Annotated in this window: 17 protein-coding genes and 1 pseudogene; 4 read left to right on the forward strand and 14 right to left on the reverse strand. The window is 63.8% G+C overall.

Annotation, left to right across the window (positions count from 1 at the left end; translation table 11 throughout):
* Nucleotides 1–2 precede the first annotated feature (2 nt).
* The 4 genes from CR152_RS23470 to CR152_RS23485 all read right to left on the reverse strand — a co-directional run bounded on the left by CR152_RS23470 (nucleotide 3) and on the right by CR152_RS23485 (nucleotide 7,843).
* Nucleotides 3–2,405: a M66 family metalloprotease gene (locus tag CR152_RS23470; protein ID WP_099879020.1), complete on the reverse strand. Its 2,403-nt coding sequence runs from the start codon at nucleotides 2,403–2,405 to the stop codon at nucleotides 3–5.
* A 134-nt stretch (nucleotides 2,406–2,539) separates the two neighbouring features.
* Complete coding sequence (locus CR152_RS23475) at nucleotides 2,540–3,958, reverse strand: DUF3999 family protein (protein ID WP_099879022.1); 1,419 nt, start codon at nucleotides 3,956–3,958, stop codon at nucleotides 2,540–2,542.
* Between the two features lie 17 nt (nucleotides 3,959–3,975).
* Nucleotides 3,976–7,233: a DUF2339 domain-containing protein gene (locus CR152_RS23480; RefSeq protein ID WP_099879024.1), complete on the reverse strand. Its 3,258-nt coding sequence runs from the start codon at nucleotides 7,231–7,233 to the stop codon at nucleotides 3,976–3,978.
* An 85-nt stretch (nucleotides 7,234–7,318) separates the two neighbouring features.
* The gene (locus CR152_RS23485; protein WP_099879026.1) at nucleotides 7,319–7,843 is read right to left on the reverse strand and encodes an arsinothricin resistance N-acetyltransferase ArsN1 family B; all 525 of its coding nucleotides are present in this window, start codon (nucleotides 7,841–7,843) and stop codon (nucleotides 7,319–7,321) included.
* A gap of 109 nt (nucleotides 7,844–7,952) precedes the next feature.
* Between CR152_RS23485 and CR152_RS23490 the strand changes: the two genes are divergently transcribed.
* Nucleotides 7,953–8,726 (forward strand): glutaminyl-peptide cyclotransferase, encoded by a 774-nt coding sequence (locus CR152_RS23490; protein ID WP_099879028.1) that lies wholly within the window; start codon nucleotides 7,953–7,955, stop codon nucleotides 8,724–8,726.
* Nucleotides 8,727–8,743: 17 nt separating this feature from the next.
* On the opposite strand, the gene CR152_RS23495 is transcribed toward CR152_RS23490, so the two are convergent.
* Nucleotides 8,744–10,144 (reverse strand): MbnB/TglH/ChrH family RiPP precursor modification enzyme, encoded by a 1,401-nt coding sequence (locus CR152_RS23495; protein ID WP_157778686.1) that lies wholly within the window; start codon nucleotides 10,142–10,144, stop codon nucleotides 8,744–8,746.
* On the opposite strand from CR152_RS23495, the gene CR152_RS23500 reads away from it, so the two are divergent.
* A complete protein-coding gene (locus tag CR152_RS23500; RefSeq protein ID WP_157778687.1) occupies nucleotides 10,143–10,439 on the forward strand; it encodes a hypothetical protein in 297 nt (98 codons plus the stop codon). The genes CR152_RS23495 and CR152_RS23500 overlap by 2 nt on opposite strands.
* 227 nt (nucleotides 10,440–10,666) lie before the next feature.
* Here the strand turns inward: CR152_RS23500 and CR152_RS23505 are convergent, their stop codons facing one another.
* From CR152_RS23505 to CR152_RS23520, 5 genes and pseudogenes are all read right to left on the reverse strand, one after another.
* Entirely contained in the window at nucleotides 10,667–11,398 is a 732-nt protein-coding gene (locus CR152_RS23505; protein WP_099879034.1) for an ATP-grasp domain-containing protein, read from the reverse strand.
* The gene (locus CR152_RS35080; protein ID WP_157778689.1) at nucleotides 11,386–11,646 is read right to left on the reverse strand and encodes a DUF8594 domain-containing protein; all 261 of its coding nucleotides are present in this window, start codon (nucleotides 11,644–11,646) and stop codon (nucleotides 11,386–11,388) included. The genes CR152_RS23505 and CR152_RS35080 overlap by 13 nt, the downstream gene beginning before the upstream one ends.
* A pseudogene (locus CR152_RS23510) lies at nucleotides 11,609–12,211 on the reverse strand (DUF2310 family Zn-ribbon-containing protein); the annotation flags it as partial. The pseudogene CR152_RS23510 and the gene CR152_RS35080, both read right to left, overlap by 38 nt.
* A gap of 26 nt (nucleotides 12,212–12,237) precedes the next feature.
* A complete protein-coding gene (locus CR152_RS23515) occupies nucleotides 12,238–13,893 on the reverse strand; it encodes a TonB C-terminal domain-containing protein (RefSeq protein WP_099879038.1) in 1,656 nt (551 codons plus the stop codon).
* 74 nt (nucleotides 13,894–13,967) lie between these two features.
* Nucleotides 13,968–15,692, reverse strand: a complete 1,725-nt coding sequence (locus CR152_RS23520) for a molecular chaperone HscC (protein ID WP_099879040.1) — start codon at nucleotides 15,690–15,692, stop codon at nucleotides 13,968–13,970.
* A 163-nt stretch (nucleotides 15,693–15,855) separates the two neighbouring features.
* On the opposite strand from CR152_RS23520, the gene CR152_RS23525 reads away from it, so the two are divergent.
* Together CR152_RS23525 and CR152_RS23535 are read left to right on the forward strand one after the other, a co-directional pair.
* Nucleotides 15,856–16,869, forward strand: coding sequence for a PAS domain-containing protein (locus CR152_RS23525; RefSeq protein ID WP_167399945.1), 1,014 nt, complete (start codon nucleotides 15,856–15,858; stop codon nucleotides 16,867–16,869).
* 83 nt (nucleotides 16,870–16,952) lie between these two features.
* Entirely contained in the window at nucleotides 16,953–17,267 is a 315-nt protein-coding gene (locus tag CR152_RS23535) for a response regulator (RefSeq protein ID WP_370663861.1), read from the forward strand.
* A gap of 271 nt (nucleotides 17,268–17,538) precedes the next feature.
* On the opposite strand, the gene CR152_RS23540 is transcribed toward CR152_RS23535, so the two are convergent.
* The 4 genes from CR152_RS23540 to CR152_RS23555 form a co-directional block, all read right to left on the reverse strand.
* A complete protein-coding gene (locus CR152_RS23540) occupies nucleotides 17,539–18,135 on the reverse strand; it encodes a PEP-CTERM sorting domain-containing protein (RefSeq protein ID WP_099879047.1) in 597 nt (198 codons plus the stop codon).
* A 304-nt stretch (nucleotides 18,136–18,439) separates the two neighbouring features.
* Nucleotides 18,440–18,916 (reverse strand): barstar family protein, encoded by a 477-nt coding sequence (locus CR152_RS33215; protein WP_157778691.1) that lies wholly within the window; start codon nucleotides 18,914–18,916, stop codon nucleotides 18,440–18,442.
* Between the two features lie 41 nt (nucleotides 18,917–18,957).
* The gene (locus tag CR152_RS23550; protein WP_099879052.1) at nucleotides 18,958–19,521 is read right to left on the reverse strand and encodes a cytochrome b; all 564 of its coding nucleotides are present in this window, start codon (nucleotides 19,519–19,521) and stop codon (nucleotides 18,958–18,960) included.
* A gap of 2 nt (nucleotides 19,522–19,523) precedes the next feature.
* On the reverse strand, nucleotides 19,524–20,765 hold the full coding sequence (locus CR152_RS23555) for an erythromycin esterase family protein (RefSeq protein WP_157778693.1): 1,242 nt from the start codon (nucleotides 20,763–20,765) through the stop codon (nucleotides 19,524–19,526).
* Between the last annotated feature and the right edge of the window lie 84 nt (nucleotides 20,766–20,849).

Genomic DNA, 20,849 nt, shown 5'->3' on the forward strand with positions numbered 1-20,849 from the left:
GCTTACTCCTTTGCGTCGTGAGAGGAAGGCTGCTTCAGATGCAGCAGGAATTGCCCGCCGCGCCGTACTTCGATGTCCCAGTCATGGCTGCCCGCTCCCTGGCCGGCGTCGAGCACGACCGTACTGATCGTGTGAAAACCCGGACTGAGCGCACGCAGGTCGAGCGTGCCGCCGCGTCCGATTTCGGTACCGCGATGGTCGTACCAGAACACCTGGGAGGCGGGCAGGGCCGCCCCGCGTTCGGTTCGGACGTTCGCGCGCAGCAAGGCCGGAATCGCGACCGTGCCACCGGCCGCCGAGGAAATGCCGGCCAGTCCGATCGTCACCCGCGCGGCGCGCAGGATGGGCGGCGGCGCCAACTGGCCTTCCCAGCGCACTTCGCCCGTGGCAATGCCGCTGCTGGCCAGCACCCGGATACCAACCGCCTGCTGGCGCCCGAACACCCATTTCGGCACCGTCAGCGAGCTCGCCGTGGTGCGCGGCGCCAGCCCGCGCCAGGTGCCAACGGCGTCGCGCCACTGCACCAGATACCAGAGCGGATGATCGGCGGCGGCGCTCCAGCGCAGGCTCAGCGATGGCGCCAGGGCATCCGCAGCGCCATCGACGACGAGTTCCAGCGGCGGCGCTTCGCCGATCGGGCACTCGAACACCGGCTCGCCGCATTCGTAGATCACCAGCCGCGTGGCGGCCGGATCGAAGCCGATCGCTTGCCGTATGCGCAGCGGAAATGCGTCACGCGCGCAGGCGCAGGCGTCCGCATGCGCAGACGCATACAGGCAGGCATGCTTGAGCATATTGCCCTTGTCGTCCTGCAATTCCACCTCGAAGCTGGTCGGCATCGTCCCCAGCGGTTGCGGATAGGCGGGAAAATGAAAGGCCGGCCCCATCCGAACCACGCGCTTGCGGGTGATGCTCATGACCAGGAACAGCTGCGGCGTCTTGATCTTGATCCAGTCGCCGCGGTCCTGGCCGATGCGGCTGGCGGCGGCCGGCGATGGGCCGGCGACGGCCGGTATGCGGCTCAGCAGGGCCTTGTAGGTGTACGGGCTGATCCATTTGTTGCCGGAGTAACCCATGATGTCGTGCGCGCTGGCGGGATCCTTGATGCTGCCGTCGGCGGTATCGACGCCGAACTCGCCGATGCTGTCGGAGTCAAATCCGCTGTAGCGCGGATAATCGTCGTCGGTATTGTGCGGCGTGGCGCAGCGCGTCACGTTGTCGCAGGGGGCGTGGTCGCGTCCGAGTGCGTGGCCGAGCTCGTGGGCCACCGTGCCGCCGCGTCCAGTGCGCGCGACGGCCGCGCCACCGCCGCCGCAGCCGCCCACCGAGCCGGTGCGCACGCCCGTGTTGTACAGGCCGAGCACGATGTCTTCCGAATCGCCGCGCAGCTCGGCCACGGCGTCGAGCAGGTCGTCGAATTTGTCGCAGCCCTCGTTAATGTCGGACTCGATTTCTTCATCGTAATCCATGGTCACGAAGCTGGTGATGTTCACTTGCGGAATCGGGAACAGCTTTTCGGTCGTCATCACCGTATTGACGAAGTCGGCCAGGCCGGGCGCGGCCAGGGAGGCCGGGGTGGCGCCATCGTTCACGTCCGGTCCGGTGTAATTGATGCCGACCGCCATCACCGGCAGCGCCGGAATGGCCTCGAAGGCCAGGGTGCGCTCGAACGTGGCGGAGAACTGGGTCGGGTCGAACGCGGAAAACACCCTGGCGCGCAGGGTCACCGTGCCCACCGAGCGTTCCTGCGGAATGATGAACGTCAAGGTATGGCCGGCCTGGCCGCGCGCAATCTGCGCATCGCGCCGAGGCACGATGGGGGCCAGCGGCGTGAGCGTGACCGTGCCGCCGGGGCCCGCCACGTCGAGCGTGCCGGTCAGGCTGGGGATGGGCGCCAGGCCGGAGCTGGCATCGTAGTCGACGTACAGGCGCACAGCGGTCGGCTTGTCGGCCACCAGCCGGATCGAGTTGTCCGGGAACACGTTCGCGCTGTTCAGATGGGCGCTGCTGCGAAAGTGCTGGATGACCTGGCTGATCTCGGCATCGGCGATGATCAGGTCGCCGCGCGGATTGCCCGGCGTCGGCGGCGTGACCCGTTCAAGCTCGGCCAGCACCACGAACTGCAGGTTGCCGCTGTAATCGTCATCCCACTCGTTGGACCAGTCGCGCAGGCCGAAGCTTGCGCCGACCAGCACGCGCGTGGCGTCGGCCGGATCGATGGTGGCGCTCAGTTCGACGGTCAGGCGCCCGATGTGGTGATCGCCGCCTTCGAACGTGGCCGAGTAGCCGGCCATGCCGGCGGTGGCGCGCAGCACCCGCCGCGGAAACACCACGGCCGTTTCCGCCGGAAGCGGTCCTTTGTCGGATGTGCGCGGAAAGTTAAATGAACCAGGACGGATTTCCATGCCGATTTCCTCCGAATGACTGACAGCCGTTGAACTCCCTGTCAGTCAGCGTAGGCGGCAAAGCCGGGGCCGGCACTGTCGCGGCGCAAGCGCGCGGCGCAAGCGCGTCGCGTAAGCGCTGCGGCACGTGATTCTTATTTCATTTGCCTGATCAGGCGCCACGCCATGAAGGAAAGCACGCCCACGCCGGCCAGCAAGGCGGCCCACAGGCCGAACATGCGGGTCCGGGCGGCAGCGGCTGCCTTCTCCGCAGCGCCGGGACCGTCGGCGGCGGCTGCCTTGGCCGATTCCAGCGGCCCGGCCACGGCGCTTTCGAGCGCGACAATTTCCGCCGGCGTGAATCCTGGTGCCACTTGCGCCAGCGAACTGGCGCCCGGTTTGGCGTCGGCCCGGCCGAAAGCGAGCCGGTACGGCGGCTTGCCGTTGGCCAGGAACACCACAGTGGCCGGCGACCATGCCAGGCGCAGCGCCGGTGCCGCCGCACCCGCTGTTTCGGTACGCAAAACCCACTCGGCCTGATGCGCTGGCGTAATGCTGATGTCGCCCGAGGCGCGCCGCTTGCCGCCCTGCGTCAGCTGATAAAAGGTGGCGGCCGCCAGCGGCTCGAAATGCCAGGTCGTCGTCCGGCCGCCCTGGCGGTCGGGCAATTCCACGTAACGGCCCAGCTGGGCCGGCATCACCACGTTCTGCTCGCCCAGGTCGAGCCCGATGCGCTGCACGGGAATGGCCAGCGAGGACGGATAGACATGGTCGTTGGGAAAACGGCCCGGCTTGGGCTGGATAACGAGGCGCTCCACGGCCGGCGCCAGCGCCGTATTCAAAGGCGATTCGGCGCTGATGGCGGCAAACTGCAGCGGCTTGCCCTGGCGCCAGCTCAGGCGCGCGTAGCGGAACGAGCGTGCCTCGAAGTCCATGCGGTCGCTGGCCAGGGTTTCGGTGCGCTCGTTGACCAGCCAGGAAAGATCGGTCTCGCCGACCGTATCCCAGCGCTTGAGATCGTCGCTCACTTCCAGCAGCACGCGCGCGCTGTAGCTGCTCACCCCGGCCGGCAGGGTGAAGCGCAGGGCATCGATGGTGACCGACGTTGCCGGCGCGCCCAGGTCGAGCACCAGGGTATCGAGGCTGGAAGCGGCCGCCGCAGGGCGCGAACGCGTGCTGACTGACAGCACCGAGCCGTCGCCGGAGCGCTGCACGTCGATGTCGATATCCGCAGTGGAACCGGCGGGCCGCGCCGTCTGCACCCCGAACAGGCGCACCGGCAGGTCGCGCCGCGAACGTTCGGCGCGCGCGGCCGGCTCCTGCAGGCTGAACGCCAGCTTGTTGCCCTGCGCATCGAACAGGCGCAGGTCGCGCAGGTCCGCCGTGCGGGCATGCAAGTAGACGTCTTTCGGCAGGCGCAGCTGCACCACCGATTCCTTGCCGCTCACGCTCAGCGGCAGCGCGTGGCGGTAGTCGTCCGGCCTGTCGCTGGCCGGCGCCTCGGCCGCAGCCAGCGGAGCGGCCGAGGCAGCCAGGGCGGCCACGCAGAGAAAGGCCAGTGGTTTATTCAGCATGGAGTCGGATCCTTGGTTCATGTTGCCGCCGCTTCCGGCGGCGGTTCGTGTTGGGTTGGAAACGGTGCAATATAGCCGATCACGACCATCAGCAAGCCGACGCCGACAAAACTGATGATGCGCGCCACCCCGCCCACGTTCGACAGGTCGAACAGGAACAGCTTGCCGACCACCAGGCCGAGCAGCACCGCGCCGACGATCCACTGCCTGCGCGATTCCTGCTTTGCCGCGCGCCACATCAGCAGCAGCGCCGACACGCTCCACACCAGCGACAGCATGGCCTGAACGAACTGCGACGCGAACAAGGTGTCAAAGTTGTACGGGATGCCCAGATAATGCGCCGCCGTGCGCAGCAGCATCAGGTTGAACCAGGCGTAGCCGGCCCAGGCCAGCGCCGTGGGTACGCGCGCAAGGAATATCTGTTCGCTCTCGCCGGGCTGGTCCGCCAGGCGCATGCGGTAGCACACCAACGCCAGCAGCACGGCGAAGCCGCTGGTCAGGTCGAGCGGATTGAGCACCGGCAGATAGGGCAGGGGAGCCATGGCGCCGTCCTGGGTCAGGTTCCACACGGCGGCCAGCAGCAGCGACCAGCCGGTCGCCAGCGGGATCAGCACGGCCCGGTGCCAGCTTGCCACGGGCGCTGTCGGCCACTTGCCGGCGCGCGCGCAGGCGCTCACCCAGACGATGGCCAGCATCATCAGCCAGGCCGGGATGAAATTCGCCCAGCTGCCGCTGGTTTGCCAGCCCGCCTGGCTCAGCAGGACTGCGTCGGCGTCGTCGACACCGTACAGCCAGCGCGATACCGCGATCGCGGCGGCCGGCCAGATCATCAGCCACGGGCCGGCGGTACGCAGCGTGTGCAGGGCCTTGAGCCACGGCGCGGGAATGATCCAGCCATTGAGCGGCCAGCGCTTGAGCAGGTATTCCGACGCCAGCCACAGGCTGGCCAGCGCAATCCCGGCTTCGAGCGCGATGGCGTAGCCTTCGTACAGTTCCACCAGGATGGTCACGGTCGCCACCAGCAGCCCGGCCCAGCCGGCAACGCTGAGCCAGCGCAGCGCGTGCCACGCCAGCCGGCGTGCCGCGGCGGCAAACGCCAGCGCCGACAGCGCCACAGCCACGCCATACACCGACAGCAGGGAAACGCTGGCCGACTCACCGCCGCCGATCAGCTGGTAGCGGCTGTTGAGCCAGGTGCAGAAAAACACCAGCACGGGAGCGAACCACCAGAGCGCCGACCACAGCAGCATGGCCTTGGACAGCCTCGGATACTGTTGCTCCGGCACGCGCTGCATGGCCCAGCTGATGAAGATCGCGCCGGCGAAAATGATCAGCGCGGCCAGGAACGGCGTGCGGAACAGGTCGGCCCGCGGCGAGTACGAGGTAAGCAAGAGGGCCAGCGTGAGCAGCACGAGGACGGCGCCGCCAGCGACTTGCACGCCCAGCGCCAGCTTGCGCGCCAGCGACCATTGCATGCGTTTGGCGATGAGCGCCAGGATGACCGATGCCGCCAGTCCGCTCGCGGCCATGAGCGCGGCCTGCGTGCTGCCGCTGGTGCGCAGCATGACTTCGGTCCACGCGCCGCCCACCAGCCACAGCGCCGCGACCGTGAGAAACGCTCCGGCCAGCCAGGCCGGCAACGGTGCCGGCAGGTCGCCGTCGCGCGAGCGGAAATTGGTGGCCATCAGGAAAGCGGTGCCGGTCAGCAGCAGGAAGCCGAGCCACAGATTGGCATTCGCGGCCTCGGCCTGGCCATCGATACCGCTGATGGCGGCAATAAACGAGATCCACGCACCGGCTTGCACCAGCAGGCCGAAGGCGCAGGTGAGCGCCTGGCGCTGGCGCAGGCCGACCCAGACCACGCCGGCGCCTTCCAGCGCCCATGCGGCCGAGGTCCAGCGGCCATCGAGCGCGAACGGCAGGGCCAGCGTGCCGAACACCAGGCCCAGGGCCAGGAACGATTCGACCAGCAGCCTGAAGTTTTGCGCGCCGCGCCGCCACATGGCCAGCGCCGCCGTGGTGTAGAACAGGCCCAGGCCGAGCGCCGAGAACGCCACGCCGAACCGGGTATCCTTGACCAGCCCGTACTGCAGGCCGAAGGCGACCAGCGGCACGCCGAACACCAGCGTGGCGTCGACGTAGTTTTTCAGCGCCGGCGCCTGGCGCGCGGCGTAAGCGATCGCAATGGCCACGTAAAAGAGCACGAAGACGATCAGGAACAGCTGGGTGGACAGGTAATTTTCCGGCGTGTAGCGCAGCACGCCCCAGGCCGTGCCGATCACGAAGGTGAAGGCGAAGCCGATCAGGTTCAGCGTGCGCCACGAGCGCTTGAGCGCAATGCCCAGGATGCCGGCATTTAACAGTGCGTAATACGAGAACAGCGCGATATGGCTGCCCTGGCCGGTGGAGGTCATGATCGGCGCCAGGAAGCCGCCGGAAATGCCGAACACGGCCAGCCAGAAGGCATTTTGCAGCACCGCCAGCAGGCAGGTGAAGAAGGTCAGCGCGAACAGCAGGGCGAACGCCATGCCGCTTGGAATGAGCTGGTACAGGCGGAACGCGCCGAAGGTCACCAGCATCAGGATACCCAGCGCGGCGCCCTGCACAGGCAGGCTGATGCCACGGCGCGTCTCGCGGATGCGCCAGCCCCAGACCAGCAGGGCGATATCGGCAATGACGATGCCAGCCAGGCGCAGTTCGATCGGCACCGTGGTGCGCTCGGCCGCATACTTGAGGAGGAAACTGACGCCGATAAACAGGATCAGCAGGCCGAGCTTGGCGACCAGATTGCCCGTGAACAGCCATTTCTTCGCTGCCAGCATCCAGGCCGGGGTCGGCGCCAGAGGCGGATCGACACGCTCCGGACGGCGCATCGCTTGCGCGGGCGCGGCGGGCTCCGGCGCAGGCAGGGGATCGGCAGGCTTAAACGGCGCAGCCGGAACAGGACGCGGCGCGGGCGCGCTGACCGGCGGTGGCGCCACCGGCATATAAGGTACCCTGGCTTCGTCGGAAGCGGCCCGCGCGGGCACGGGCGGCGCTGCGGGACGAGGAGCAAGCGGCGGCGCGGCAACCGACGCGGCCTCGGGCATGGCAGCCGTCGCGGTAGCCGACGCCACGGATGGACCCCGCGACCTGTCTTCCTTGAGCGCGATCACCTCGGCGGTCAATGCCGCGACGGTTTTCTCCAGCTCATCGGCCCGTCGCCTCGCCGCCTTGCGAAAGCGCAGGAAGTGATAATAGAACGCGAACGGCAGCAAAAACAGAATTACGTCCATCAATTTTCCTTGGGTTGCAAACTATGCAATTTTGCATGTTAGCATTCCAAGCGGAAATTGCTACCTTTCGATCGTTAGTCGCCTTTTACGCGCCTTGCAGTTTCAGTTCCCAGTACGCGACGTCGATCCAGCGCCCGAACTTGAAGCCGACTTCGCTGAAATGCGCGACCTTCTTGAAGCCGAGTTTTTCGTGCAGCGCAACGCTGGCCTCGTTCGGCTGCGCAACCCCGCCGATCACCATGTGCACCTCACCCTGTGCCAGGCGCGCCAGCAATGCCTTGTACAGCGTGGCGCCATGGCCTTTGCCGCCCAGCTCCGGCGCCAGGTAGATCGAGCTCTCGACCGCGAAGCGGTAGGCACGGCGCACCCGCCACTTGGTGGCGTAGGCGTAGCCGATGACGGTGTCGCCTTCTGTCATGGCAAGGAAGGGCAAGCCGGCTTGCTGGATATCGCTGATGCGGCCGGCCATTACCTCCTCGCTGACGCTCTCTTCCTCGAACGAGATGCTGGTGGTCAGGATATAGTGGTTATAGATGGCGACGATTGCGGCGGCGTCGTCAGCTCCGGCATCACGAATGTTCAATACAGACTCCCGCTGTTGGCTGTTCATTTTTATGGCAGCTCCGCGCTGGCGGCGCCGTCCCGCTACAATTGTATTAGTATTCATGTCTTGATGCAGGGCATGACTTCCGTTTCAGCGATTCGACCTGAGGTGTTATTTGAAGAGATTTCCAATTGCGGCACTGAGTTTGCTGCTGGCCTGTGCCGGCGCGGCGCAGGCTGCCATCCCCGTGTACGGCTTTGTGGTCAAGAACACGTATCCGCACGACCCGGACGCCTTTACCCAGGGGCTGTTCTACGCCGATGGCATTTTGTACGAGAGCACCGGCCTGAACGGAAAGTCGTCGGTCCGTAAAACCGACCTGAAAACCGGCAAGGTGCTGATGAAAACGGACATCGCGTCCGATTACTTCGGCGAGGGCATCACCGACATCGGCAACAACATCGTGGGCCTGACCTGGACCTCGCACGTCGGTTTCGTGTTCGATAAAACGACCCTGAAAATGAAGCAGACCTTTTCCTACCCCGGCGAAGGCTGGGGATTGGCGAACAATGGCAGCGACATTTTCATGAGCGACGGCACCGCCGCCATCCGCGTGCTCAATCCCAAAACGCTGGCCGAGGTGCGGCGCATCCAGGTTACGGCCGAAGGCAAGCCGGTCGACCGCCTCAACGAAATGGAATGGGTCGACGGCGAGCTGTTTGCCAATGTGTGGGGTTCCGACGTGATTGCGCGCATCGACCCTGCCAGCGGCAAGGTCGTCGGCTGGATCGACCTGGCCGGACTGCTGGACGAGAAAAGCCGGGCCGCCGGAACGGTCGATGTCTTGAACGGCATCGCTTACGACAGCAAGAAGCGGCGTCTGTTTGTCACCGGCAAGCTGTGGCCCAAGCTGTTCGAAATCGAACTGGTGCGGCGCCAGGGGCGCTGAGCGTCAGGACGGGGCGCTCAGGGGCCGATGGTCAGGGCGAATTCCCCCCGGTCGGTAAAGTCGGGCATGCGCGCGGTGCGCAGCGCCATCAGCAGCGGCAAGGGCGAACAGGTAAAGCGCACGGTTTTCGGCTGCCCGTACATGCGCACCTGGTGCGTGGCCAGTTCGAACGCCAGCACCTCGTCCAGGTGCGGAATGTGGAGCGCCTGCGTACGCAGGAATTCGGCGAAATTGAGCGCTTCTTCGGTGGCAAACGGCTCCGGCGGCCGGGTTTTCCAGAATGCCTGCAACAGCGCGAGAAACGCCGTTTCGCCGACCGTGAGCGAAATCAGGCGGTAACTGAGCGTGATCGAATCGACGATGGTCCCGCTGCGTACCGCCGCCACCAGCTGGCGCAGCACACGAATGCCTTCATCGGCATCAAGCGGCAGCGTGCAAGGCTCGTCCGCGGCGACTCCCAGCACTTTGCGAGCCAGTGCGCGTTCCCATTGCGGCGGTGACGGCAAGGCGCTATCGACTGGCGCCGCCTGGTGGAGAACGCCGCGCGGCGCCGCGGCTGCCACTTGCAGGGTGGTCTTGCGCTCATCCCAGAGGCGGTGCAACTCGTGCAGTTGCGCCGTCAGGTGGCGATGCGCGATCTCGCGCGCGGGCATGTACGCCGGCATAATTTCAAACATCAGTGCCTTGAGATTGGGCAGCCGTGGCAGCACCGCGTGGGCCAGCTGCATCAGGTCGGCCGGCACCAGTCCGGAATGCGCATCGAGATAATACCCGTCGAGATAATCGCCGCCCGCCAGATGGACTTCGCACACGCGTTCGAGCGGCATATCGGCGAGCGCCGCCAGCACGCTCTGGCGGCCATTGCGCTCGTTGCACCAGAGGTTATGCAGGTCGAGCAGGATGGCGCAGTCGGCTTCCTCGGCAATGGCGCCGAAAAACGCGCCGTCCGACATTTCGCCAGGCACCGGCTGCAGGTAATTGACGCCGGTCTCGAACGCAAACGGCACCGGTAATTGGCCGCTCAGGGTCCGGATATTGGCCGCGGCCAGCGCCACCGTTTGCGCGCTTTGCAGCGGCGGCAGCAAAAAGCCGGTATTGAAGACGCCGTCCGGCCCGCTGGCGCGCGAAAAACTCAGATGCTCGCTGGCCCATGCCGCATCGAGTGCCTTGACCACATCGACAAACAGCGCGACTTGCTCAGGCTCGGGCGGCACGCTGCCGCCAATCGGAAAACCGACGCCATGCACCAGTTTGGGATGAGGATCGGCGCGCAATTGCGCCAATACGTCGGTATTGATTGCGTATGGCACCCCGGCGGCCGCGGATTTGAACCACGGCGGCTGGGGCTCGATTTCGATGACGTCGATCAGGTCCTTATTGGCATCGATAAACGCTTCCAGGCCGGGAAGAGAGACCATGCCAACGCCAGATTCCGGTAAATCCCGCATGGTAAGGGCTCAGTTGCTCTGGCGGAGAATCGATTGCCTGTACCGCGAGATGGGTGTTGACGCGGAAGCGGCGCTGGAATTCGTCGCCGATATCGCATCCCGACGGGCAGGCCGGGCAGCAGGGTTGCCCCGGCAGTTCTTTCCGTACGCGTCGGAACCGGCCCAGGTCGGCATACTGCTGGGTCGGCAGGGGCGCATTGACAGTGCGGTTGACGGGTTGTGCAGCCAGGGTGGATCGCAGATCGTATTGGTATCCATTGCGTGACGCTCCGTGTGATGTCGGCAGTAACGTGTACTCTCGGGAAATGCGGCGCATGGTCCCGGCAGCACTGCCTTCATCATTAATGCTGAGGCTGGCTGCGGATTAAAGTATAGGCATCACCCACCGTGCATCCGGCGTCAAGTGCACCGACTTTGCGCGGCATCAAAGGCGGGCGCGGAACGTCCTTGATTTGCGACACTCAGCTGGCGGCGTTTTCGGCATCACCATTGTCAACGCTTGACCGAGGCACGCTCCAGCACGGCGAGAACACGTTCGGCATCGCAGCCGTAGATGCCCGCGCCCCAGGCCGCGTTTTGCTCCACGCAGGCCCAGCCGAGATCCGCGATGACGCCGACGTCGACCACGGTGGCGGCGGGAAGATCGACGGCCGGGTCGGCCAGCAGCCGGGCAATGAACGCCTCCAGTTGCGCATCCTCTTCAGGGGTGCTGTGAAAGCCGGCATCGCGTTGCAGCTCGCCCCAGCGCGAATAGATTGAATAGGTGCACAGGGTCCGGTCGAGAATAAAGCAGCGAAATTCCATTTCCCATGTGACCACGCCGGAAACGAGGACCGGCATGGCGTCGTCATATTCGGCAGGCAGTTCCGATCCGCGATAGACGGCCGCCGGAAAGCTCTTGTCATTGGGCGGCTTGATGAATGCCGGCGCCGCAAGCTGACGCGCGGCGCCCAGCGTGGAGAGGGTAATGTCGCGTTTGCGGTAGTCGAAGGGAAGCTGCACCAGCCAGTCTTCCTCCGGATTGAGCAAGGCCAGGCCGAGTTGCTCCGCGAGGGTCGGACCCAACAGTGCTTCACCGTACAGCACCGGATCGGCCAGCGATTGCAGCGCCGGCGGCACGCGCCACGCGGCCAGCCGCTCCACCTGCCAGCCGAGGCGCGCCGCCGCCTTCCACAGTATGTGCGAATCGTCGGTATGGCGCGGGGTCAGGATCAGGGTGGGCATGGGGCAACCGGGTCGGAAAAGTTATCGGGGTCTGCCATCATATAGCCGGCGCCCAGGTTAAAGGCAAGGTTCGACAATAGCCGGCACCGGTCGCACCGGAAATCGAACATTCCATGCGGTGTCGCGGGCGAATGCCATGATGCATCGCAACCCGGACAGCGTCGCCGCGCTTCCTGGGCAGCGCGGCGGCTTGCCCCGGTACAGATAATAATAGAATGGTTTCCCGGCCCGTTCGGACAAGGTGGCACAGCATGAACGGCCCGCTGCCGACAGTGCGCTATCGACCGCCGACATCTGGCGAGTGGCCGCTTGTTCCAGTACCGTGCAATTCATTTGCAACTGATCGCATGATTGATAGTTGGACTGCCACGACATCACGTCGTAAAAATCGGCATCGGGCGGCGCCGTGAAGCGATAGAGCGGCACCACACCGAAGCAGTCCATGCACTGCACTGGCGACTCCACCGTCAGATAGGTGGTGAACAAGAGGAAAGCGCTGGGATCGGCACAGCCGCATGCCTGAGCGGAGTCAGACTGCTCCCCGATCACCGACCAGGCAAAGGTGATGCCTGCCTGCTGCGCTTCAGCGATACGCTGCCTGACATGGGTGCCGTGATACCGCTCATCGAGCGAATCGGCCGCGGGCGCCAGGACGGTCGCGACGCAACAGCCATTTTCAATGACGATCGGCCAATCGCTGCCGCAGACCTGGCCGTTCATGCTCAGCGCGCCCAGGTACAGATTCATGTGCACCGCCGGGCCGTCAGCGGGCCGCTGCCCGGCGAAGCGCATGTCAACTCGTAGTACGTGCATGGTCGTCCCTCCGTGTGCGGCCGTGCTTACTGCGTGGTCAGCGGGTCTTCATTGGCCTCGTCGGGCGGAGGCGGCGCGGGACGCGGCTTGGTGTCCGCCGGCTCGGGTGCCGACGGCGCCTGCCCGAGTTCCCGCGAGGGCGGTGGAAACACCGGCACTGGCGGGGAAACGAACTGGGGTGGGCGAAGCACGCGTGTGATCCGGACCGAATGCGTCACGCTGAAGAAGCGCGTGGTCGACGCCGGAAACGGTTTCGTTTCCCTCATCGCCTTGGCGACGGCGTCCTCGTAGCGCTGATCGCCCGATCCGCTCAATTTTTTCAGCGACTTGACCTTGCCCTTGGCATCGAGAAGAACTTCAAACTCGACCGATCGAAGGCCGGGCGCGGCATCCTTGTCGACCTTGTAGTCGATGCGCGAGCCGATCTCGTCGAGCTGGGCACGCGTCAGCGGCTCGCCCTGGGGGCGCGCTGTCCCGGGCGCGGTTCGGGGATTCTTGTTCATCGCGGTGAGCAGGGGGGCGTAATCCTGTTCCTGGCCGAGCTTCGGAGTAGACGGCCTCCACGGAGCCTCGCTGAGCGACTCCAACGTGGGTGGCGGCGCGATCGGGATACTGGGGGATTTCGACCTCATCGTGTTGAACAGGGTGGAAAGCAATATCATCACGCCAATAATCCAACCGTACGACGCGCCTGACTTTTCCGTTTCGCCCGCTGCTGCCCATTCGCTCTCCTTGACGGTTAGCGGCGCGCCGCTCTTGGCAGTCAAGCCGGCATATGCCTCTTGCCAACGGCCGATCGCCTCCTCGTCGGCGACGATCCTCATCAACACCGGGAAACGCGCCATCATCGTCTGCAAATGCGGCATCATGCGGCGCACTTCGCCAAGCCGGGGCAGGGCCGGCCTGCGCAAGGCGGACAGCACTTCTTGCTGCCCGACACGATCGGCCTGGTCCTGGACGTGGAACATATTACGCTCGTCGATGGCGCGATTGACGATGGCGCCGGGATGGCCGAACCTTTCGAGGCGATGGCGGTCTGACATCCATCCAAACACACTGAGGGCGGCGAAGAACAGGGTTTCGTGACCGAGCTGGCGCGTACCGGCCAGGAAATAGGTAATGCGCGCCTCGAATACCATGCGGGCGGCAATATTGAGCAGGCGGTCGTCGTTCAGGCAGCGCTGCAGTTCGTCGGCCCAAAGGCCGTCGTCATAGAGCATGCGGCCTGCGCGCAGATTGGTCAGCGCGTCCAGGAACTGCTGGAAAACGGCGTCGGCCAACTGCTCGGGATCGGTTTCCATGCCAGCGTCGCGGGCGGACGGCGCTACGTCCGCATCGGCCCGGTAGGTAGGAACGTTGTATGCCACCGGGGCCTGGGACGGCGCGTACGATGGCTGTTGTGGTTCGGGTCCGCCATCGTTGGCGCGGCCGGCGTCGGCACTGGCGCTGCTGTTCTCGCCGCCGTCGTCGATGCCGTCATCGCCATCGTCCTCGTCCTCGTAGCTGGCCCATGAAAGCCATGCCAGGGCCGATTCGTAATCCGTGCGCAGGATCTGGAAGCGGTACGCTTCGGTTTCCTGGTCGATTTGCTTGAGCTGGCGGGCGTAGGCGCGCCGAATCGCGCGTTCGTCCGCGCTCCGGTCGAGGCCCAGGCGGGCGAGAAAAGGGGGTATGTGGGGCATTGGTCAGAAAAAAAGGTGCGCAGGAGCAGGCAAAGGGTGAAGCCGGGGCGCCGCCCGGAGGCGGCGCCGGAGCGTCACAGGTCGGCATCGCCGAAAGGGTTGCCGGCGTGCTGGTGTTCGACGTAATCGAGCACTTCCACGAAACGCTTGGCCGCAGCGTCGATGATGCGCTTGTCCTGGGTTTCCAGGTTGCCTTCGAAACGCGTCATTTCCACCGACAGCTGATCGCGCACGCTGCCGCGCAATTGCTGATAAAGGCGCTCGCCACGGGCCAGCAGCGTGCGCATTTCGATGCGGTCGCGCGGGTGGATTTTCAGCTGCGACAATGACGCCAGGCGCTCCTTGATTTCCTGCGGCGACATCATGCCCGGATTGCCTTCGATAATCAGGACGGCGCTCTCGGCACCCTTGCGGGCGCTCGCCTCGACCTGCAGCAGGCCGTTCACGTCGTAAGTAAAGCGCACCTCAACCGACCTGTCGTCGCGCGTGCCGGGTGGAACCGGAACGCTCAGGGTGCCCAGCTTGATGTTATCGGCCACCATGCGCGCTTCGCCCTGGTAGACATTGATTTCGATAACGCTTTGCTGATCGTGAATCGGCGAGTAGGTCTTGACGCGGCTGACCGGCACCACGGTATTGCGCTCGATTACGGGGTCGAAGTGGCCGCTGGAGTGACCGCCCGATTCGTAGTGCATGGCGATTTCGACGCCCAGGGAGTAGGGCGAGACATCGGTCATGACGACTTCGTCGAGGGCGGCATCCTTGCTTTTCAGGCCGGCCTGGACCGCCGCGCCGAGCGCGACGACTTCGTCCGGATTGATGTCGCAGGCTGGGAAGCGGCCAAACATGCGCGCCACCATGCGCCGCACCACCGGCATGCGGGTGGCGCCGCCGGCCAGCACGATATTGTCGAGCTGGGCGCCGACCAGGTTGGCGTCGCGCAGGGCCCGTTCGACCGGGTGGCGCAGGCGCGCCAGCAAGGGCGCGCACAGGGTCTCGAAGGTGGGCTCGTCGAGTTCCATCGAAAAATTGTCGCTGCCTTCGGTCACGCGGATGAGCGCGCGCGGGGACGTGCTCAGCTCGCGCTTGGCCAGTTCCACCTGGGCACCGAGACGCTGCATGAAGTGGGCGTTCTCGCGATAGTTCTTGTTGAGTTTGTTGTGCTCGAAGAAACGGTCGACCAGCGCGGTGACGAAATCTTCGCCGCCCAGGAAATTATCGCCCGCCGAAGCGCGCACTTCCATCACGTTCTCGAACAGGTCGAGCACCGAGACATCGAAGGTGCCGCCGCCGAGGTCGAACACGAGGAACCTGCTTTCGCTGTCGCGCAGGTGGATGCCGTAGGCGAGGGCGGCCGCGGTCGGCTCGTTGAGCAGGCGGTCGACCTTGAGCCCGGCAAGCTGGCCGGCGGCGCGGGTGGCCTTGCGCTGGGCGTCGGAGAAATAAGCCGGAACGGTGATGATAGCTTCCGTGACAGGCTGGCCGAGGGCGGCCTCGGCGTCTTCCTTGAGCGCGCGCAGGATCAGGGCCGACAGTTCTTCGGCGCGGAAGGCGCGCTTGCCAAGAGTGATTTTCTTGTCGCTGCCCATGTGGCGCTTGAAGGCGGCGGCACTTTGGGCAGGATGGGTTTGCAGGCGGTCGCGCGCGGCGCGGCCAACCAGGATCGTGCCGTCTTCGTCAACGCTGACGCAGGACGGGGTGAGGACGTCGCCCAGCTGGTTGGGGATGAGGCGGGCGGCGCCGTTCTCCCAGACGGAGATCAGGCTGTTGGTGGTGCCGAGGTCGATTCCTACGATCATGCTAAATCCCATTGAGTAACGTTTAGGCGTCGCCGTGCGGCTAAACCTTTCAGTACAGCAATGATAACCGAAAAGCCGCAGATCGTTGGTATTTGAGCAATCGATAATGCTCAAATTCATCTTGCGACGCAACACTTACCGGCAATGCGATGCGTAGTCCGACTTGGACGTCGACGCGGATGGCTTCTTTCGAGAGGCGACATGTACCAGCGCAAAACGCTGCGTCAAGGGGCCAAACCAGACTGTTGCGCCAACATACGTCAGACAAGCCGGCGCGGGTAATTTCACGCTTTGCAACCCGCAATGGGTTGCATTCTTTGGTCATCCTGGAAATCCGATGCTTCATTTTCCGTCCGCTTCCCGGGCCGCTCCTGTCCCAAGGCTCGCCGCCGAGCATCTGCTTCAGCTTTTCGAACAAGCGCCCAGTTTCATGGCGGTTCTCCTTGGTCCGCATCATGTGTTCCAGTTGGCCAATGGCGCCTACCTCCAGCTGATCGGGCACCGTGACCCTCTCGGAAAGCCCGTGCGCGAGGCGCTTCTCGAAGTGGACGGGGCCTTCGCATCGAACTGCAATGCGAGCCGAACGGTTCAGTCGAGGCGCGCTACCTGCATTTCGTATATCAGCCCATCGTGGATCCATGGTCTTCTGAGCGCCGACGAGTCAGCCTTGGTGCTGGCGGTTCCCTTTGCAAACGACGGACGCCTTGGGCGGTTTCTCGCAATCGCGCCGCTCGAAGCCGCGCCGTGGGAAAAGGAGGATATCGCCTTGGTCAGGGCGATGGCCGAGCGCGTGTGGAGCTCGCTGGACACCTGCCGTGCCCAGTCGGCCTTGCAGGACGAACGCGACGAGCGCCGCCACATCTTTCTGAACATGACCGAGGGCTTCGCGATCATCGGCTCCGATTGGCAAAGGAAGCAGATAAACACCCTCGGCTTGAAGGTGGGCCAAAGGGAGGCGCAAGTCGTCGTTGGCCGCTCCCTTTGGGACGTTTGGCCAGAGATCATCGGCACCGAGGTGGAGACGCGCTATCGGCGGGTCATGGCGTCGCGCAGCGCCGGGAGGTTCGAGGAACTCGTGGCGTTTTCGAACGGGGAAAATGTTTGGCTGGAGCTGCGGCTGCTGCCGATGCCCGACGGCGGCATGGCGGTTCCTCTACCGGGACATTGGCGACCGTAAGAATATCCTTCAAGGGTTGCAGAACGCAGATCGCCGCAAGGACGAGTTCCTCGCCATGCTGGCCCATGAGCTGCGCAATCCGCTTGCCCCGATCGTCTCGGCCGCGCAGATGCTGGCCGTGGTCGCCGAGCTCGGCGAACGCTTTGGAGAAGGCCGCGACCGAGAAATACGACGTGTTCCTGCTCGACATCGGGCTGCCCGGCATGGACGGCAACGAGCTGGCGCGGCGCCTGCGCGCGAGCTCCCAATCGGCCCATGCGACGCTCATCGCCGTCACAGGATATGGCCAGGAGTATGGCAAGGAAAGCGCCATCGCGGCCGGCTTCGATTACTACTTCGTCAAGCCCGCCAATCCCAAGCTATTAGTGGAATTGTTGGCCGGTATCAATCCCGCATAGCGGAGGCAAGCCTTCCCTCGGGCGCCGGACCTCGCCTCACTAAATAGCTTCAACATATCCTGGCGTCTGCCCATCGACGTATTAACGCCGTGTTTTCAGGCAGATGCCAACTGCCCGGCGCAATGCCAGGGCAGAAGCTCGTCCACACGACACCACGATGTCAGCGAGAAACCGAGCCGCATGCAACGTGGGACGCCGCAACGGCAGCTCGCTTCAATCCCACGCTGCGCTAACGACGCCACGGAAGGCCGAACGCAATCGCGTTTCAGCATCAGGACATCGTTCGTGCCTGGCGGCGCCAGGCGGCTGCGCCCAGCAGGGTCAGGCCGCCCAACATCATTCCATAGCTTGACGGCTCCGGAACGGCTGGCAATACGCCCGAGGTCATGGCAAGGCTGACATTGCGGGTGTGGAGTTCCCAACCCAGGTAGTCCCACGCGTTGCTGTACATGCGCACGGTGACGCCGGCGTTCCAGGTAGCATTGTCAAGAGCGGCATTGATGCCGGCAAAGTCCCCGGGATTCGAGGTCAGGGAATAATAATCTGTCTTCCAGGCGTGGTTGGCGCCAGCAACATGCAGCGTGTACAAGGCCGTTTCGCCGGCAAACAGGCCGACGTACACACCGTTGGTCGGATCTTGGCCACCCCATCCCTGATCCATCAGCGTCACCGATGTATTGAGGCCAAGGATGTCGCCGACATTCGATTGAAGGGAGAAACGACCGATTTCGAATTGCCCGCCGTTGACCCAGGCGTGCTGGTCCGTTCCGGGGGAGGTCAGCGTGTACGTACCCGCTGCCGCCGACAGAGGCAAACTCAGTGTTGCAACGGTGAATGCGGTCAATAGCTTGCTCATGTACGACGTCATGACTATCTCCAGGAAAGTGTGCCAAATGGCGATACAAGTATGCAGAGGAATGACGTGATTAATAAACGACTTCATCGTGCGCGCAACACTTTCGCAGATTAAAACCCGTTGCTGCCTAGCAGGCTCGGGAAGTGCGGCGGGGATTGCGAATGCTTATTGCAATTGCCGGGAAGTACCTCGGCCTGCGATCGCCATTTCAGGTAATGCGGAGGTACGTGTACCGGGCGGCCAGCTCGTCTCGCTGCGACAGCGTCAGGTCCACGCCATCGAGCCATAGCTGTTTCAACGATCAGCGATCAAGATGTTAATCAAGAATAATGATAGAAACTTTGATATCAGGATGGCGTTTTTGAAGGACTTGCAGGAAACCGCTGAGCCTCTCTGCTTCTTCCCGTATCGTGATCTCCATATTCGACCAACCTGAAAATACAATTTCCTTCGGCAGAGCGGAAGCGTCGAGGTTGCATATGAGGTCGCGAAGCAGTTCCCAAGTGAACTCCTGGTTAATAGGAATTCCAAAGGCGCGCGCCACAGTCTGCCGCACGAATAGTGGCGACCGTGCATAGGTCAGGTCTATGCGCAATGTTTCGTTTCGCATGCCGGTCCTTAACTTGGTTGGATTGTATGGTAACCGCATGCAGGTATAGGCGCCAATCCAGGTTGCTCTCTTCGCCCAACCATGCCGCTGCAAATTGCCTTCAACTTTTTGGGCCACGAATAGATAAGAAAACTCTGTGGCATGCTCAAGAGCTTGTTTGATTCCTTGGTGCGCGGTTTTCAATCGAGAACGGTCAGTTAGCGACGCTGACGATCATGGCTTCATCATCGTGACTGAATATGCGCACCGACCATCCGGCGTAACGTGCCGTCCCGGGCAACCGCATGGTGTTTCAGCGCCCCGGCGATGTGCAGCGTGATGACTGCGATGAGAAAGTAGCCGAGCCAGGCATGCATCAGTTGGGCTGCCTCGGCCCAGGCGGCGCTGTACGGAATCACCTGGCCGGGATGCACCGGGTCGTGCTGTTCGTGCACGACCGGAATACCGAAGATACCGAAGCCATGTCCGCTTGCTCCGCTAAAGAGCATACCCGTCACTGGCATGGCGAGCGTGCCGATGATCAGCATCCAGTGCACCGCTTTGGCAACGCCTTGCTCGATGCGCGAAGCGGCTCCGAGCGCCGGCAGCCAGCCTTGACGGATGCGCCAGGCGGCGCGCGCCAGCATCAGTGCTAACAGGATGACGCCAGCTGATTTATGCCAGGGGTAGAAGCTCCACGCTTCAAAGCGGACCATATAGAGTCCGACACCGAGCATGGCCAGCATCGCCAGCGCGCATAGCCAGTGCAATGCAATCGTCGTGTAGCTCAAACTGAGTTTCTTGTCCATCGTCAGCGCGTCATCGTGACCGGCGTCACCGCCGGAACAAAGAAAAGTACATCCCAATGCGTGCCGAGCCTTCCCGCGCCGCCGGTGAGATATTCGTAACTGAACTGGGTCAGGTCGACCGGCGCGAGCGGCGTTAAGCCGATGACCGTTTTGGTCTCCCGCGCCAGGCGTTGCTCCAGGCTCTGGGCGGCAGGCGTCGGCACCGCCGTCGGTTTCCCGGAAACATACTCGAAAATCGTACCGCCAGCGGTGCTGAACTGCGCCACCTTGTAGTCGCGTCCCCAGCGCCGGTGCATGACTTCGCCAGCCTGCAGGTTCGTTGGCGAGCGCTGAAACCCCCGTGCCACGTGCACAGTGTGCGCCCAGATCACCACTTTCTTGCCGGCGAAAAGATGATCGGCAAGCCAGATCGCGTTCGCGCCCATCTGGTTGTCACGCTGGTAGTCGCGGTCGGCACTCCAGTAGCTGGTGGCTTGGGCATGGATGCTGCGAACGACGTTGCACCACCAGGTCCGGCCCTTGAACGCGGCGTCGTCCTGCTGGCATAAATGCGATTCGAGCAGCTTGGCGTGGCGTAGAAATGGCTCTCGCTCCGACGTCCGTGGCGTCTTGCGGTCCATCATGAACAGCCCGTTGGCGATCTTCGCATACGCCGTCCAGCCGGCCCCCTCGGCCAAGCCCGGTTGCTGCTTGCGCAGATAGGATTGCAAGTCCCCGATCAGTTCTCTCTGGCTAAGCTCACCAGTATGCTGGCTGTCGATGCCGCCCAGCTGCATGGGTTTCCCGAGCGAGCGCTGGTGGTCCAGGTACTGCAGCATGCCGCGGCCCTCGGCGCTTTTCGCATACATGAAGAAAACATTGCCGGGCGCGCTAGCATCGAGCTTCTCACCGCGTTCCGCACGTTCGGCCAGCCGTCCGATATCGTAAAAGCCGCTTTCAAGCAGTAACACATCAAATCCCATGCGCTGATGCAAGAATTTGAGCAGGCGCGTTTTCAAGAGATACTCTTCGCGCGCGCCGTGAGTCTGCTCGCCCAGCGCGACAACGCGCGCCTTTCCGATGGCGTCGGCGAAAGGCTTCAGATCGCTGAAGTCTTCGTTTTCGGGATCGACATCGGCAATCGGCCATCGCAGCACAGGCAACGGTGTTTTTGCAGGGGAAGTGGGCGCTTGAGCGTATGCCGGCCCGGCCGCAACGCTAAGCAGCAGGGCAGCAATGGGTGCGAGCCGGTATAAATGTGACAAGCTTGTTCCGATCAGTATGGGGAGGAAGCACGACTATATGCATGCCAAATAGGTACCAATTATACTTTTGAGCATGCCTATTAA

Source organism: Massilia violaceinigra (assembly GCF_002752675.1).
Classification (GTDB): domain Bacteria; phylum Pseudomonadota; class Gammaproteobacteria; order Burkholderiales; family Burkholderiaceae_D; genus Telluria_A; species Telluria_A violaceinigra.

Coding starts and splice junctions, on each gene's coding strand:
- CR152_RS23470 (WP_099879020.1), bottom strand. CDS start 2,405: ATGGAAATCCGTCCTGGTTCATTTAACTTTCCGCGCACATCCGACAAA.
- CR152_RS23475 (WP_099879022.1), bottom strand. CDS start 3,958: ATGCTGAATAAACCACTGGCCTTTCTCTGCGTGGCCGCCCTGGCTGCC.
- CR152_RS23480 (WP_099879024.1), bottom strand. CDS start 7,233: ATGGACGTAATTCTGTTTTTGCTGCCGTTCGCGTTCTATTATCACTTC.
- CR152_RS23485 (WP_099879026.1), bottom strand. CDS start 7,843: ATGAACAGCCAACAGCGGGAGTCTGTATTGAACATTCGTGATGCCGGA.
- CR152_RS23500 (WP_157778687.1), top strand. CDS start 10,143: ATGCCAACGCCAGATTCCGGTAAATCCCGCATGGTAAGGGCTCAGTTG.
- CR152_RS23495 (WP_157778686.1), bottom strand. CDS start 10,144: ATGGTCTCTCTTCCCGGCCTGGAAGCGTTTATCGATGCCAATAAGGAC.
- CR152_RS23505 (WP_099879034.1), bottom strand. CDS start 11,398: ATGCCCACCCTGATCCTGACCCCGCGCCATACCGACGATTCGCACATA.
- CR152_RS23515 (WP_099879038.1), bottom strand. CDS start 13,893: ATGCCCCACATACCCCCTTTTCTCGCCCGCCTGGGCCTCGACCGGAGC.
- CR152_RS23520 (WP_099879040.1), bottom strand. CDS start 15,692: ATGATCGTAGGAATCGACCTCGGCACCACCAACAGCCTGATCTCCGTC.
- CR152_RS23540 (WP_099879047.1), bottom strand. CDS start 18,135: ATGACGTCGTACATGAGCAAGCTATTGACCGCATTCACCGTTGCAACA.
- CR152_RS23550 (WP_099879052.1), bottom strand. CDS start 19,521: ATGGACAAGAAACTCAGTTTGAGCTACACGACGATTGCATTGCACTGG.